Source organism: Neptuniibacter halophilus (assembly GCF_030295765.1).
Taxonomy (GTDB): Bacteria; Pseudomonadota; Gammaproteobacteria; order Pseudomonadales; family Balneatricaceae; genus Neptuniibacter; species Neptuniibacter halophilus.
Map to the genome: position 1 here is coordinate 1,763,213 of NZ_AP027292.1, position 14,375 is coordinate 1,777,587.

Here is a 14,375-nt window from a genome sequence, read left to right on the forward strand (position 1 = left end):
AACCTGCGGGGGCGGCGCTGGCTGCCCCCGTCTCTTTTATTGTGATTGAGGCAGATTGATGGCTGATTACAAAGCACCTCAGAAAGATATGAATTTTGCGCTGCGCCACAATGCACGGATGCAGCAACTGGCCGGGCTGCCGGGTTATGAAGAAGCCACCGACGATATGGTGGAAGCGATTCTTGAAGAAGCGGCCAAACTGGCGACCGGTGTTCTGTCACCGCTGAATGAAGTGGGTGATCAGACCGGGGTTAAGCTGGACGGTGTGGATGTGCCAACCCCGGCGGGGTTTGCAGAAGCCTACCGGCAGTTTGCCGAAGGCGGCTGGGGTTCGCTGCAGTTTGATCCCGAATATGGCGGTCAGGGGCTGCCATACGCGCTGTCGATCCCGGTAATGGAGATGTGGCAGTCGGCTAACATGGCCTGGGGCCTCTGCCCGCTGCTCAGTCAGGGCGCAGTGGAAGCGATCTTCCACAATGCCACCGATGAACTCAAAGAGCGCTACCTGCCACCGCTGATCAGTGGCCAGTGGACCGGCACCATGAACCTGACCGAGCCGCAGGCCGGGTCTGATCTGGCGGCGATCCGCTGCCGTGCTGAGAAAGAGGGTGATCACTACCGGATTAAGGGTCAGAAGATCTTTATCACCTGGGGTGAGCACGATATGGCAGAGAACATCATCCATCTGGTGCTGGCGCGTCTGCCGGATGCACCGCCGGGGGTGAAGGGGATCAGCCTGTTTGTAGTACCCAAGTTTATGGTCAATGCCGATGGCTCACTGGGTGAGCGCAACGATGCCAAGTGTGTTTCGCTGGAACATAAGCTGGGGATTCACGCCAGCCCGACCTGTGTGATGGCGTTTGGCGACGATGAGGGCGCGATCGGTTATCTGGTGGGTGAAGAGAACCGCGGTCTGGCCTGCATGTTTACCATGATGAACAACGCGCGTCTGGCGGTGGGTTTGCAGGGGGTTGCGATCTCTGAACGGGCCTACCAGCATGCACTGGACTATGCCCATGACCGGGTTCAGAGTCCGGCAGTGGGTAGCCGGGAAGCGGGGCCGATCATTCAGCATGCGGATGTCCGGCGGATGTTGCAAACCATGAAATCGGTGACCGAAGCAGGACGTGCGCTGGCTTATGATGCCTGTGCCAGCCTCGACTTTGCCCATCAGTCTGAAGACCCGGGCGTACGTGCCCGGGAAGCGGCCCGCGCGGCGTACCTGACGCCAATCGTCAAAGGCTGGTGTACTGAACTGGCGCAGGAGGTGACCTCGCTGGGGGTTCAGGTTCATGGCGGTATGGGCTTTATTGAGGAAACCGGAGCGGCTCAGCACTATCGCGATGCGCGAATTCTGCCGATCTATGAAGGTACCAACGCGATTCAGGCGCTGGATCTGGTGGGGCGTAAAACTCTGTTTGACGGCGGTGAAGCCGGTGCGGCAGTGCAGGCGGAAATAGCTGAACTGATTGCTGCACTGAAACAGCAGGGCGATTTAAGCGATGAAGCCGAAGCGCTGGAGAAAGTACTGGAGCTGGCGCAACATGCCCAGACCAGCCTGCTCAGCACCGCACCGGATGATCCTTTGCTGCCGGGCTCGGTGGCGTTTAACTACCTGATGCTGATGGGCACCCTCTGTGGTGGCTGGCAGTTGCTGCGTGCTGCTCTGGCGGCGCAGCAAGCGCTGACGGAGGGCGGTGATACCGAGTTTCTGCAGGCGAAAATTCTCAGTGCCCGCTTCTATGTGGCGCAGGTGCTGCCCCGTTGCGCCGGTTATGCACAGATGGTTGCGGCTGGCAGTCAGAGTGTAATGGCGATGAACGATCAGCATCTGGCTTCGGCCTGGTATTCCTGATCGAACAGGCAGTCACGCGGGGGGCTGCCTACTCATCCCGCCCTTCAGCGAATTTGGGCAGGTCGTCGCTGAGTTCACACCAGTTGGCCCGGTAACGGGTGTAGATATGGGCATCGATCTGTACCGGGATCGGCTCATCAAAACAGGCGATGGCGATCTCCATCGCTTTTTTATCGGTACCTTCCGCGCGAAACCCGAGGCTGGAACCACACTGACTGCAAAAGCTGCGCAGGGTGCCGTTGTCGGCGCGAAACTCGCGGATTAAGGGTTCTCCGCTCAGCCAGTTCAGGTCAGACACCTCAACCAGCGTGCCAAATGCTGCGCCATGGAACTTACGGCACATGCTGCAGTGACAGTGGGCGGCCTGCTGGCTGAAGCCGGTCACTGAAAAACGGACTTCGCCGCAGAGGCAACTGCCACGGTAAGTTTCAGGCATGGTCGGCTCCTTGTTGCCGGGAAGTGAAGCTCATGACTACTCGCTTACGGCCAGTTTTGTACCAAATCCGAGTAGCAGTGTTCCGGTAATACCGTTCATGATCTGGCTGACTCTGGGGTTTTGCAGCCACAGCCGGGCACGGCCGATCATCAGAACCAGCGTTCCCTGCCAGAGCATCGCCAGCATAAAGTGAATACCGGCCATGACCGTTGCCTGCGGTATCGCCGGATGGGCCGGGTCAATGAACTGGGGCAGAAACGCCATATAGAAGATCACGGTTTTCGGGTTCAGCACATTCGACAGCAGCCCCTCACGCAACGAGCGCATCGCCGGGATCTGCTGATGGGTTTTCGGGTGGTGCAGCACCATACCTTGTCCACGCCGGGCTGCAAGCAGACTCTGGCAACCCAGCCAGATCAGATACCCGGCACCGGCCAGTTTCAGCAGCATAAACAGCTCGGCTGAGCTGAGCAGAATCACTGACAGGCCTGCCGCGGAGATCAGCGCATGCAGGAACAGCCCAAGGCAGATGCCGAGGCTGGTCAGCATGCCATCACGGGTTCCACCGCGGGCGGCGTTGCGCATCACCAGCAGGGTATCAACGCCGGGGCTCAGGGTCAGGGCTGTAATGGCTAGCAGAAAGGGCAGCCAGAGAAAATGTTCAAACATCGGTTCACTATTCTTTTACCGGATACAAGCTTATGCTTAACAGAAGCACCATGGCTTCTATTCTCGCGCTAGTTTCATGGAGGCACAAGTATGACAGATAGCAGGCAAGGGAAGGCTGCTCAGGGTAGTACAGAGCTGAAGCGGCTGGCTGAGGAAAACCGCATTCTGCAGCGTTACAAAAAGGATCTGGAAACACTGCTGGAAACAACCGATGACTTTATCTATATCAAAGATCGTCAGCATAAATTTATCTATACCAGCAGCGCTTTTTCGCGCTTGACCGGCCATGCAAGCTGGCAGGATCTGGTGGGCAAGGATGATTTTGATATCTTCCCGGCGGAGCATGCCGAGCGTTATTTCGCTTTTGAAAAGGCGGTGATCCGAGAGGGCAAGCCGCTGCGCTTTCATGAAGAACCCTACTATGACCCGGAAGGTAATCTGTGCTGGGTCACCTCAACCAAAAATCCGGTATTTGATGAATCCGGGCAGGTCATCGGGCTGGTGGGAATCAGCAAGGATATCACTCAGTTGAAGCGGCAAAAGGAGCAGATGGAGCATCTGGCTGACCATGATGATCTGACCTCGTTGCTGAACCGTCGGGCATTTTTTCTTTATGGCTCCAAGTTGATCGCTGCCGCCGAACGGGAAGCCGGGCGTATCAGCGTGCTGTATATTGATCTCGACCGTTTTAAGCAGATCAACGATCAGTGGGGGCATGCAAAGGGAGATGAAGTACTGACCTGTTTCGGCGAGCTGATCAAGGCGTGCACACGCGAATCGGATCTGACCTCGCGTTTTGGCGGCGATGAATTTGTGGTGATGCTGAAATCGGCCTCGGATGAGCAGGATGATACAGCGGTGCCACAGCTTGTTCAGCGTCTGCAACAGGCGGTGCAGGCGCATCACGCGGGGCTGATGGGCTGTGGCTGCAGTGTTGGTGTGGCACATTACAACCCGGGGGAGACGCTGGATCAACTGGTGAACCGCGCGGATAAGGCGATGTATCAGGCGAAGAAAAAAACTCAGTGACGCTGACCGGTCAGCACGGCTGTGCCAGCACCTCGACTACCCGGGCGGCACCACTGCTGAGGTTCGCCATGACATTCGCCCCCATCCGGGAAAAATCAGACCCCAGAATCAGTGCCGGAGATAGTGGCGCCGCCTGAACCTGCTGGCTCTTCTCCTTTTCGGATTGCCGCTGGCGCCAGGCCAGTGCCTCTGCAGACCAGTCATCAAACTGATAAAGCTCAAAACCACTTTCCTGTAACAGCTTACGCAACCGGGGTTCGCTGAGCAGGTGGGAGTGAGCGGCGTCACGGGCCCAGGGGACCGGATAGCGCATCTTTTCCGGCTGATCGCCGGCGAGTACCTCATGTAGCAGCAACTGACCGTCACTGAGCAGTAAGCGGCGCGACTCGCTGAGTACCTGACGGCTGTCCGGCATATTCAGCAGGCTGTGCTGAAACAGAATCAGATCAAACTGCTGATCGGCAAACGGCAGGTGATGAGCATCGGCGGTGATCAGGCGGGGAGATGTCTGCTCCGGGCAGAGCGCTGTAAGGTCACGGTTCAGCCTGTTCAGTTCATGGCTGATATCGACCCCGACCAGTGCTGTATCCAGCTTCGATTGGAGCAGACGCATTAATCCGCCTGTGCCGGAGCCGATGTCCAGAATCCGCCGGGGTCTGAGCTGTTCTATCCGCTGCAGCAGCTTTTCGGAAGCTTTGATGCCACCAATATGCAGTTGATCCACCGGCGCCAGTTGGTAAAGATTCGGCCCCTGTGGATAAGTTTGCTGCACACGGCTGAGAATCTGTTCACGCTGCAACTGTTGTTGGTAGTGCTGGCTGATCTGCCCGGTCATTCAAGTGCTCCGGCATGGGGACAAAAACGCCAACCCGAAGGTTGGCGTTGCTCGTTCAGGGTGAGGAATCAATCCTCCAGCCCCAGCTCCTGTATGGAGATCTCACGCATTTTGAACTTCTGGATCTTACCGGTCACCGTCATCGGGAACTCATCGGTAAACTTGAAGTAACGCGGAATCTTGAAGTGGGTGATCTTACCTTTACAGAACGCTTTCAGGTCCTCTTCGGTAACCTCTTCAGCACCCGGCGACAGTTTCACCCAGGCGATCAGTTCTTCACCGTACTTCTTATCCGGTACTCCGGTCACCTGAACATCGGAGATGGACGGATGAGTGTAGAGAAACTCTTCGATCTCTTTCGGATAGACATTTTCACCGCCACGGATCACCATATCTTTGATACGGCCAACGATCTGGATATAACCCTCTTCATCCATCGTTGCCAGATCGCCGGTGTGCATCCAGCCGCCCTCATCAATTGAGTTGGCCGTTGCTTCCGGGTTGTTCCAGTACTTCAGCATCACGCTGTAGCCACGGGTGCAGAGTTCGCCCACTTCGCCGCGTGGTACCACGTTGCCGGAAGCCGGATCAACGATCTTGGTTTCCAGATGCGGCTGAGTGCGGCCGACGGTGGTGACCTGCTTTTCGAACGGATCATCGGCAGCGGTCTGGGTGGATACCGGGCTGGTTTCAGTCATACCGTAGGCGATCTGAACCTCCTTCATGTGCAGCTTGGAGTTGACTGCTTTCATCACCTCCGCCGGGCAGATGGAGCCGGCCATAATCCCGGTGCGCAGGCTGGAAACGTCGTACTGATCGAAGTCCGGGTCATCCATCTCGGCGATAAACATGGTCGGTACGCCGTACAGCGCGGTCGCACGTTCTTCAGACACCGCCTGCAGGACAGATTTTGGCTCAAAACCTTCATCCGGGTAGATCATGGTCGCGCCGTGAGTCATACAGCCAAGATTGCCCATTACCATGCCGAAACAGTGGTACAGGGGAACCGGAATCACCAGACGATCTTTCTCGGTGAAGTTCATGCTCTCGGCAACAAAGTAACCGTTATTCAGAATGTTATGGTGCGACAGGGCGGCACCTTTCGGGAAACCGGTGGTGCCGGAGGTGTACTGGATGTTGATCGGGTCGTCGAACTGCAGTTCGCCCTGAACCCGCTGCAACTGAGAGACGTCGATCTTATCTGCCATCTCGACGAAATCGTCCCAGCGCCACATGCCGGCGTGTTTCTCATCTGCCAGATTGATCACCCCTTCGAGGTGCGGCAGCTTTTTCGATTTCAGCTCGCCTTCGGCGGAGTCATGCAGCTCCGGTGCCAGATCGAACAGCATGGCGGTGTAGTTGGAGCTTTTGAAACTGTCGGCGGTCACCAGAAAACGGGCTTCCGACTGGTTCATCGCGTACTCCAGCTCGTGCAGACGGTAGGCCGGGTTGACGTTCACCAGAATCGCACCGACTTTGGCGGTGGCAAACTGGGTGATGGTCCACTGGGCGCAGTTAGGCGACCACATGCCGACGCGATCACCGCGTTTAACACCGATCGCGAGGAAAGCACGCGCAGCCTGATCGACTTTCTCTTTTAGCTGAGCGTAAGTCAGGCGGATACCCTGATGTCGCACGATCAGGGCATCGTTATCCGGGTAAGTGTTGGCAATCTGGTCAAATTTGTCACCGATGGTCATGCCGATCAGTGGCTTGGTGCTGGTACCGCTGGTGTAGCTAGGGAGTTTGCTCATCGTTATTGACCCCATGTACTTTATTTTTATAAATCAAATAAGGGTTGGCCTGTGCCGGGCCCATCTTCGCAGACCCGGTGGTTCAGCTGTTATCGGTTCTGGCTGTGATACTCCGGATTCGGCTGCATATCCACCGCGCTGGCAACGCGGTTGGTCATGTTGTAGAAACCGGCAATGTTGGCGATATCCCAGATATCCTGCTCACTGAAGCCCACATCGCGCAGCGCCTGACGGTCCTGTTCAACGATCTGGTTCGGGGTTTCGGTGAGTTTGACCGCAAAATCGAGCATGGCGCGGTGGCGCTCGGAAAGCTCGGCGGCCCGATAGTTCATCACCATCAGTTCTCCCAGCATGGGTTCGCCGGAGTAGCCACGTACTGCAGCACCGTGGGCGACCTGACAGTAGTAGCAGCCATTACTGGAGGAGACCGCAACCGCGATCATCTCTTTTTCCAGCACGCTGAGCCCGCTCTCGCCAAACATCATCTCGTTGTAGATGCGTGAAAACACATCCAGCTGAGCCTGATTCTGGCTGTAGGCTTTGAGTACGTTCGGCACCATGCCGAGTTTCTCCTCGCAGACGGAGAAGTATTTCTGAAACTCGGGTGACAACTGGTCATGCTCAGGAATGGGCAGATCCAGTGCCGTAATATGGTCGGGTTGTGACTTCATTTTCTACCTCGGTTGTTGTTTTTGTACGAGGCAGCGCCTGCAGTGCAGACGCTGAATCCTTTTTTATTTATTCGCAGCCCATCGCCAGGGCGACTTTGGAGCCGTTACTGCGCCCCAACTGCCGGGTGATCCAGTGACTGGTCGCGACCAGCTTTTCAATATCGATTCCGGTTTTAATGCCGAGCCCGTTGAGCATATAGAGTACATCCTCGGTGGCGACATTGCCGGAAGCACCTTTCGCATACGGACAACCGCCCAGACCGGCAACGGAGGTATCCACCACCGCCACCCCCTCTTCGATTACTGCATAGAGGTTGGCCAGTGCCTGTCCATAGGTGTCGTGGAAATGCGCTGCCAACTGCTCCATGGGCACTTCACGGCTGACCGCTTCAAGCATCCGCTTCGCTTTCAGCGGGGTGCCGACACCCACGGTATCACCCAGAGAGATTTCGTAGCAGCCCATCGCCCGCATATCGGCGCACACTGCGGCGACCTGCTGCGGGGCAATCTCACCATCATAGGGGCAGCCCAGTACGGTGGAAACATAACCACGCACGCGGATTCCGTTTTCCTGCGCCATCTCGATCACCGGTGCAAAACGCTCCAGACTCTCTTTGATGGAGCAGTTGATATTTTTCCGGGTGAACGCCTCGGAAGCCGCACTGAACACCGCCACCTCATCGGCACCGGCTGCAATTGCGCCTTCAAGGCCTTTCAGGTTAGGCGTCAGCGCAGCGTAAGTGACGCCCGGTTTACGCTGAATACCGGCGAGTACTTCATGGGCGTCGCCCATCTGCGGTACCCACTTCGGGGAAACGAAACTGGCTGATTCGACGTAGCTCAGCCCGGCGTCCGCCAGTCGGTTGATCAGCTCAACCTTGATTGCGGTAGGGATGATCTCGCCCGGTTCATTCTGGAGGCCGTCGCGGGGACCGACCTCCACAATCCGGACCTGTTCCGGAAAGGCCATTACGCAGCCTCCTCGTCGGAGCTTTCCAGTGCAATCAGCTCGGAGCCTTCATTCACCAGATCGCCTTCGGCATAGAACACGTCGGTGACAACACCGTCATGGGGCGCGGAGATGCTGTGTTCCATCTTCATCGCTTCCATGACCACAAGAGTCTGACCGGCGCTGACCTGCTGGCCTTTTTCCACCAGTACTGCGACCACGGCACCGTTCATCGGCGCGGCCAGAGAAGCATCGCCGGATTGCTCCGATTCGCTGAAGGTTTCGCGGTGCTGACGGCAGTGGAACTGATCACCGCTGTGGAACAGGGTCAGGTTGTCGCCATCCTGGAAGCAGTGCACTGTCAGGCGGTGACCGTTGATGATCACGTTCAGCGCATCACCCTGCAGGGTCGCGCTGACCCGGTAGCTGGCATCATCGACGCTGATTTCGTATTCACCCTGCTGCTCAAGAATGCTCAGCTCATGCTGGGTTTCGTTCTCGATCAGTTTCATCGGCCGGGCGTAGGCGGAGTTCAGACGCCAGCCGTTCTGCGCAGAGAACGGTGAGTGGCGGTCGCCGCGAATGGTATCGCCCGCTTTGGCTGTTTCGAGGAAGAACGCGGCCGCCATCACCAGACAGAACTGGTTATCCAGTTGCGGCGCCGGGAACAGCAACTCACGGTGTTTTTCGATAAAGCCGGTATCCAGCTCCTGATCGCGGAACGGGGCGGCATCGGCCAGATTGCGCAGGAACCGGGTGTTGGTCTTGAGACCGGCGATACGGTACTCCTCCAGCGCCTGAACCATACGGTTGATGGCTGCTTCGCGGTTCTCATCCCAGACGATCAGTTTGGCGATCATCGGGTCATAGTAAACGCTAACTTCATCACCCTGAATCACGCCGGTGTCAACGCGCACATGGGCGTTTTCAGCCGGGGTCTGCAGGTATTTCAGTGTGCCTGTTGCCGGCAGGAAATCGTTGTCCGGGTCTTCGGCGTAGATACGGGCTTCCAGCGCATGACCGCGGATCTTCAACTGTTCCTGCGTGATCGGCAGTTCACTGCCAGCGGCGATACGCAGTTGCCATTCAACCAGATCGAGGCCGGTGATCATTTCCGTTACCGGGTGTTCTACCTGCAGACGTGTGTTCATCTCCATAAAGTAGAAGGAGCCGTCCACATCGTAGAGGAACTCCACGGTACCGGCACCGACGTAATCGATTGCTTTGGCGGCACGTACGGCAGCTTCACCCATGGCTTTTCGGGTCTCTTCAGAGAGGCCGGGCGCGGGTGCTTCTTCAATTACTTTCTGGTGACGGCGCTGCACAGAGCAGTCGCGCTCCGCCAGATAGATGCCGTTGCCATGCTGGTCGCAGAACACCTGAATCTCCACGTGACGTGGCTGGGTCAGGTAGCGCTCAATCAGCATATCCGGGTTACCGAACGCATTCTGGGCTTCACGGCAGGCGGAGACCAGTGCTTCGTCAAACTCTTCCAGAGAGGAGACAACCCGCATCCCTTTACCGCCGCCGCCAGCGACCGCTTTCAGCAATTGTGGATAACCGCATTTCTGGGATTCAGCTTTGAGCAGGGCCGGATCCTGATCTTCGCCATGATAGCCCGGTACCAGAGGCACGTTGGCGTGAGACATGATCTCCTTCGCCGCCGACTTGGAACCCATCGCCGCAATGGCGGAGGAAGGCGGGCCAATAAAGGTGATGCCATTGGCCTCGAGGGCTTCGGCAAAGCCGGTGTTCTCAGAGAGGAAACCGTAGCCCGGGTGCACCGCCTGGGCGCCGGACTGTTTGCAGATCGCGATAATCTTATCGGCGCGCAGGTAACTTTCGCTGCTCGGTGCAGGGCCCAGCAGGAAGGCTTCATCAGCCATCGCAACGTGACGGGCGTTAGCGTCGGCTTCGGAATAAACAGCGATACATTTAATACCCAGACGGTGTGCGGTCTGGATAACGCGGCAGGCAATCTCACCGCGGTTCGCAATCAGAATTTTACTAAACATTGCACTCTTACTCCTGAATCCAGTTTGGCTTGCGCTTCTGCAGGAAGGAACCCAATCCCTCCTGACCTTCGCTGCTGACGCGGATCTCTGCGATCCGGCGTGCGGTGTCGTCGATCACATCCTGATCGATCACCTTGCCGCTGACCGCGAAGATCAGCTCTTTGGCGGCGTGCATCCCCTGCGGGCTGTTACGGCGCAACTGATCGATCATGCGGTTGCAGGCGTCGTCGAGCATCTCCACATCGGCGACCACCTCATGCACCAGACCGAAATCGCGGGCTTGTGTGGCAGAGAACGCTTCAGCCGTCACAAAGTAGCGACGCGACTGACGTTCCCCGATGGCACGCACCACATAAGGGGAGATCACCGCAGGAATCAGGCCGATCTTGACCTCACTCAGGCAGAACTGGCTGGCTTCAGAGGCGATCACGATATCGCAGCAGGCCGCCAGACCCACGGCACCGCCGTAAGCGGCACCCTGAACCAGTGCGATGGTCGGTTTCGACAGGCTGTTCAGACGCTCCATCAACACCGCAAGACGACCGGCGTCCTGCAGGTTTTCCTGATAGCTGTTCTGAGCCATCCGCTTCATCCAGGCCAGATCAGCTCCGGCGGAGAAGTTTTTGCCGTTGGAACGCAGCACCAGTACACGCACGTCCGGGTCCTGATCGCAGGCTTCGAGCCGGCTGATCAGTTGCTCAATCACATCATCGTCAAAGGCGTTGTGAACCTCGGGACGGTTAATGATCAGCTGGGCAACGCCGCGACTGTCTTTTTCCAGTAGTACAAATTGATTCGACATAAGGCCCCCTTACATGCGGAAGACACCGAATTTGGTGTCGCCGATCGGTTTGTTGAGGGCAGCAGACAGACCCATGCCGATCACGTCGCGGGTCTGGGCCGGATCGATAACACCGTCATCCCACAGACGCGCACTGGCGTAGTAAGGGTGACCCTGATGTTCATAGGTTTCGATCACAGGTTTTTTGAATTCAGCTTCTTCATCGGCAGACCATTCCTGGCCCATGCGATCCATGTTGTCACGTTTCACCGTGGCCAGTACGCCCGCCGCCTGTTCACCACCCATGACCGAGATCCGGGCATTCGGCCACATCCAGAGGAAGTTCGGGCTGTAAGCGCGGCCACACATACCGTAGTTACCGGCACCGAAGGAGCCACCGATCAGTACGGTCAGTTTAGGTACATCGGCACAGGCTACAGCGGTCACCATCTTCGCGCCGTGTTTGGCGATCCCTTCGGACTCCGCTTTCTGGCCGACCATAAAGCCGGTGATATTCTGCAGGAACAGCAGCGGGATCTTGCGCTGGCAGCAAAGCTCGATAAAGTGCGCGCCTTTCTGCGCGGAGTCACCAAAGAGGATGCCGTTGTTGGCAATAATACCCACCGGGTAACCGTGGATATGGGCAAAACCGGTCACCAGCGTGGTGCCGTACATCTTTTTAAATTCGTCGAATTCGGAGCCATCGACGATACGGGCGATGATCTCGCGCACATCAAATGGCTTCTTCAGATCAGTACCGACAATGCCGTAGATCTCATCCGGGCTGTAGAGCGGTTCTTTCGGCTCACGGATATCCAGATCAAGTTGTTTACGGCGGTTCAGATTCGCCACGCAGGTGCGGGCAATCTGCAGGGCGTGGGCATCGTTTTCGGCATAATGGTCGGCTACACCGGAGACTTTACAGTGCACATCGGCACCGCCCAGATCTTCAGCAGAGACCACCTCACCGGTCGCGGCTTTTACCAGCGGTGGGCCTGCGAGGAAGATGGTGCCCTGATTACGGACGATGATCGATTCGTCAGCCATCGCCGGCACATAAGCACCGCCTGCGGTACAAAGGCCCATCACCACCGCGATCTGCGGAATACCTTTAGCCGACATGCGCGCCTGGTTATAGAAGATCCGACCGAAGTGGTCGCGATCCGGGAATACGTCATCCTGCTGTGGCAGGTTGGCACCGCCGGAATCCACCAGATAGATGCAGGGCAGGTGATTCTGCTCGGCGATCTCCTGAGCACGGAGGTGTTTTTTCACAGTCAGGGGATAGTAGGTACCACCTTTTACGGTGGCATCGTTAGCGATGATCATGCACTCCTGACCGCTGACGCGGCCAACCCCGGCGATAATACCGGCAGCGGGAATCACATCATCGTAGACCTTATAGGCAGCCAACTGGGACAGCTCCATAAACGGGGAGCCTTCATCCAGCAGGGCGTTGACTCGCTCCCGTGGCAGCAGTTTACCGCGGGACAGGTGACGCTCCTGATATTTAGGGCCACCACCCTGTTCGATGGTGCCGACCTTGTCGCGCAGGTCATTAACGGCTTCTGCCATCGATTCATGGTTACTGAGGAACTCTTCTGCGCGTGGATTTATTTTTGTTTGCAGAACGGCCATACCGGTCTCCTGAAAAATTACCTGAATAAGAGAAAAAAGGGGTGGGCTTAACAGCCCACCAATGACGGCGTTATCACTTGTTCAGGAACAGTTCGCGGCCGATCAGCATGCGGCGGATCTCGGAGGTACCGGCGCCAATCTCATACAGCTTGGCATCACGCAGCAGACGGCCTGTCGGGAATTCGTTGATGTAACCGTTACCACCGAGCAACTGGATTGCGTCCAGTGCCATCTTGGTCGCGGTTTCGGCGGTGTAAAGAATCACACCGGCACAGTCTTTACGGCTGGTTTCACCGCGCATCGCTGCCTGAGCAACGTTGTAGGTGTAGCATTTAGAAGCGTTCATCAGGGTGTACATATCGGCAATCTTGCCCTGTACCAGCTCAAATTCGCCGATCGCCTGACCAAACTGTTTACGGTCGCGGATATAAGGTACGGCGATATCCATCGCCGCTTCCATGATACCCAGCGGGCCACCGGCCAGTACCAGACGTTCGTAGTCGAGACCCGACATCAGTACCTTCACGCCACCGTTCAGCTCACCGAGGATGTTCTCTTTAGGTACCGGGCAGTCTTCAAACACCAGTTCACAGGTGTTGGAGCCGCGCATACCCAGCTTGTCCAGTTTCTGATGACGGGAGAAGCCCGGGAAATCGCGTTCTACAATAAACGCAGTAATACCGCGAGGGCCGGCGCTGGTGTCGGTTTTAGCGTAGATCACGTAAGTGTTGGCATCGGGACCGTTGGTGATCCACATCTTGTTGCCGTTCAGCAGGAAGTGGTCGCCGTTATCACGGGCAGTCAGTTTCATGGAGACCACATCGGAACCGGCATTTGGCTCAGACATCGCCAGTGCGCCGATATGCTCACCGCTGATTAGCTTCGGCAGGTATTTATGTTTCTGCTCTTCAGTACCGTTACGGTGGATCTGGTTAACACAGAGGTTGGAGTGCGCACCGTAGGAGAGGCCAACAGACGCAGAGGCACGGCTGATCTCTTCCATGGCAATGACGTGTGCCAGGTAGCCCATGTCTACACCGCCGTACTCTTCCTTAACGGTGATGCCGAGCAGGCCCATGTCGCCGAACTTACGCCACAGGTCATTAGGGAATTCGTTTTTCTGGTCAATCTCTTCAGCACGCGGTGCGATTTCCTGAGAGGCGAAGCTGTTAATCTGCTCGCGCAGCATGTCGATGGTTTCGCCAAGTCCAAAGTTCAGTCCGGAGTATTGTGAGATCATTTTGCTACCCTTTGCTTGCCGAACAGCCAGTTGCTCTTAGCTGGCTTTATCGGTGGATTGTTTTTGTTTTAATTCGTTAAGTGTTTCCTGACAGCGAACCTCGGCGTTATTCAGCTCCTGCTGGATAATCTCGATATCCTTGAGCTGCTGCTCAAGCTCAGCCCGCTTCTGATGAATAATTTCCAGCAGCAGATGGAGCTGCTTTTCACTACCGGTCAGTGTCTCGTCCCAGAGAGAGAACAGTTCCCGGGTCTCTGCCAGAGAAAAGCCTAGTCGCTTACCGCGCAGGATCAGTTTCAGCCGTACCCGGTCCTGCGAGCTGTAGACACGTGTCTGGCCGCGTCGGGTAGGAAACAGCAGTTGCTGATCCTCATAAAAACGGATGCTGCGCGTGGTCAGGTCAAACTCCCGGGCCAGCTCTCCAATGGAGAAGGTTTTTTTACTGTTCATAGGTCCACACTGTTCAGTTGTTGAGGGCTAGCATAATCAAAGTTGACGTTTAC

The 14,375-nt window shown here is 56.7% G+C and carries 13 protein-coding genes; 2 read left to right on the forward strand and 11 right to left on the reverse strand.

Features of this window, described 5'->3' with window-relative positions; all coding sequences use genetic code 11:
* The first annotated feature begins 58 nt into the window (after positions 1 to 58).
* A complete protein-coding gene (locus tag QUD59_RS08170) occupies positions 59 to 1,855 on the forward strand; it encodes an acyl-CoA dehydrogenase (protein ID WP_286240739.1) in 1,797 nt (598 codons plus the stop codon).
* Between the two features lie 28 nt (positions 1,856 to 1,883).
* Here the strand turns inward: QUD59_RS08170 and QUD59_RS08175 are convergent, their stop codons facing one another.
* Both QUD59_RS08175 and QUD59_RS08180 read right to left on the reverse strand, forming a co-directional pair.
* Positions 1,884 to 2,291 (reverse strand): GFA family protein, encoded by a 408-nt coding sequence (locus tag QUD59_RS08175; protein WP_286240740.1) that lies wholly within the window; start codon positions 2,289 to 2,291, stop codon positions 1,884 to 1,886.
* 36 nt (positions 2,292 to 2,327) lie between these two features.
* On the reverse strand, positions 2,328 to 2,960 hold the full coding sequence (locus QUD59_RS08180) for a LysE family translocator (protein ID WP_286240741.1): 633 nt from the start codon (positions 2,958 to 2,960) through the stop codon (positions 2,328 to 2,330).
* Between the two features lie 90 nt (positions 2,961 to 3,050).
* Between QUD59_RS08180 and QUD59_RS08185 the strand changes: the two genes are divergently transcribed.
* Complete coding sequence (locus QUD59_RS08185; protein ID WP_286240742.1) at positions 3,051 to 3,989, forward strand: GGDEF domain-containing protein; 939 nt, start codon at positions 3,051 to 3,053, stop codon at positions 3,987 to 3,989.
* 10 nt (positions 3,990 to 3,999) lie between these two features.
* On the opposite strand, the gene QUD59_RS08190 is transcribed toward QUD59_RS08185, so the two are convergent.
* From QUD59_RS08190 to QUD59_RS08230, 9 genes are all read right to left on the reverse strand, one after another.
* The gene (locus QUD59_RS08190; RefSeq protein WP_286240743.1) at positions 4,000 to 4,824 is read right to left on the reverse strand and encodes a class I SAM-dependent methyltransferase; all 825 of its coding nucleotides are present in this window, start codon (positions 4,822 to 4,824) and stop codon (positions 4,000 to 4,002) included.
* 68 nt (positions 4,825 to 4,892) lie between these two features.
* Positions 4,893 to 6,578: an AMP-binding protein gene (locus QUD59_RS08195; protein ID WP_286240744.1), complete on the reverse strand. Its 1,686-nt coding sequence runs from the start codon at positions 6,576 to 6,578 to the stop codon at positions 4,893 to 4,895.
* 89 nt (positions 6,579 to 6,667) lie between these two features.
* Positions 6,668 to 7,249: a peroxidase-related enzyme gene (locus QUD59_RS08200; RefSeq protein WP_286240745.1), complete on the reverse strand. Its 582-nt coding sequence runs from the start codon at positions 7,247 to 7,249 to the stop codon at positions 6,668 to 6,670.
* A 67-nt stretch (positions 7,250 to 7,316) separates the two neighbouring features.
* Positions 7,317 to 8,219: a hydroxymethylglutaryl-CoA lyase gene (locus tag QUD59_RS08205; RefSeq protein WP_286240747.1), complete on the reverse strand. Its 903-nt coding sequence runs from the start codon at positions 8,217 to 8,219 to the stop codon at positions 7,317 to 7,319.
* Entirely contained in the window at positions 8,219 to 10,213 is a 1,995-nt protein-coding gene (locus tag QUD59_RS08210; protein ID WP_286240749.1) for an acetyl/propionyl/methylcrotonyl-CoA carboxylase subunit alpha, read from the reverse strand. Before QUD59_RS08210 ends, QUD59_RS08205 begins: the two co-directional genes overlap by 1 nt.
* A gap of 7 nt (positions 10,214 to 10,220) precedes the next feature.
* On the reverse strand, positions 10,221 to 11,015 hold the full coding sequence (locus tag QUD59_RS08215; RefSeq protein ID WP_286240750.1) for an enoyl-CoA hydratase/isomerase family protein: 795 nt from the start codon (positions 11,013 to 11,015) through the stop codon (positions 10,221 to 10,223).
* Positions 11,016 to 11,024: 9 nt separating this feature from the next.
* Positions 11,025 to 12,632 carry a carboxyl transferase domain-containing protein gene (locus tag QUD59_RS08220; protein ID WP_286240751.1) on the reverse strand — a complete coding sequence of 536 codons (1,608 nt, stop codon included), beginning with the start codon at positions 12,630 to 12,632 and terminating at the stop codon, positions 11,025 to 11,027.
* Positions 12,633 to 12,705: 73 nt separating this feature from the next.
* Positions 12,706 to 13,872 carry an isovaleryl-CoA dehydrogenase gene (locus QUD59_RS08225; RefSeq protein ID WP_286240753.1) on the reverse strand — a complete coding sequence of 389 codons (1,167 nt, stop codon included), beginning with the start codon at positions 13,870 to 13,872 and terminating at the stop codon, positions 12,706 to 12,708.
* 36 nt (positions 13,873 to 13,908) lie between these two features.
* On the reverse strand, positions 13,909 to 14,322 hold the full coding sequence (locus tag QUD59_RS08230) for a MerR family transcriptional regulator (protein WP_286240755.1): 414 nt from the start codon (positions 14,320 to 14,322) through the stop codon (positions 13,909 to 13,911).
* Positions 14,323 to 14,375: the final 53 nt, after the last annotated feature.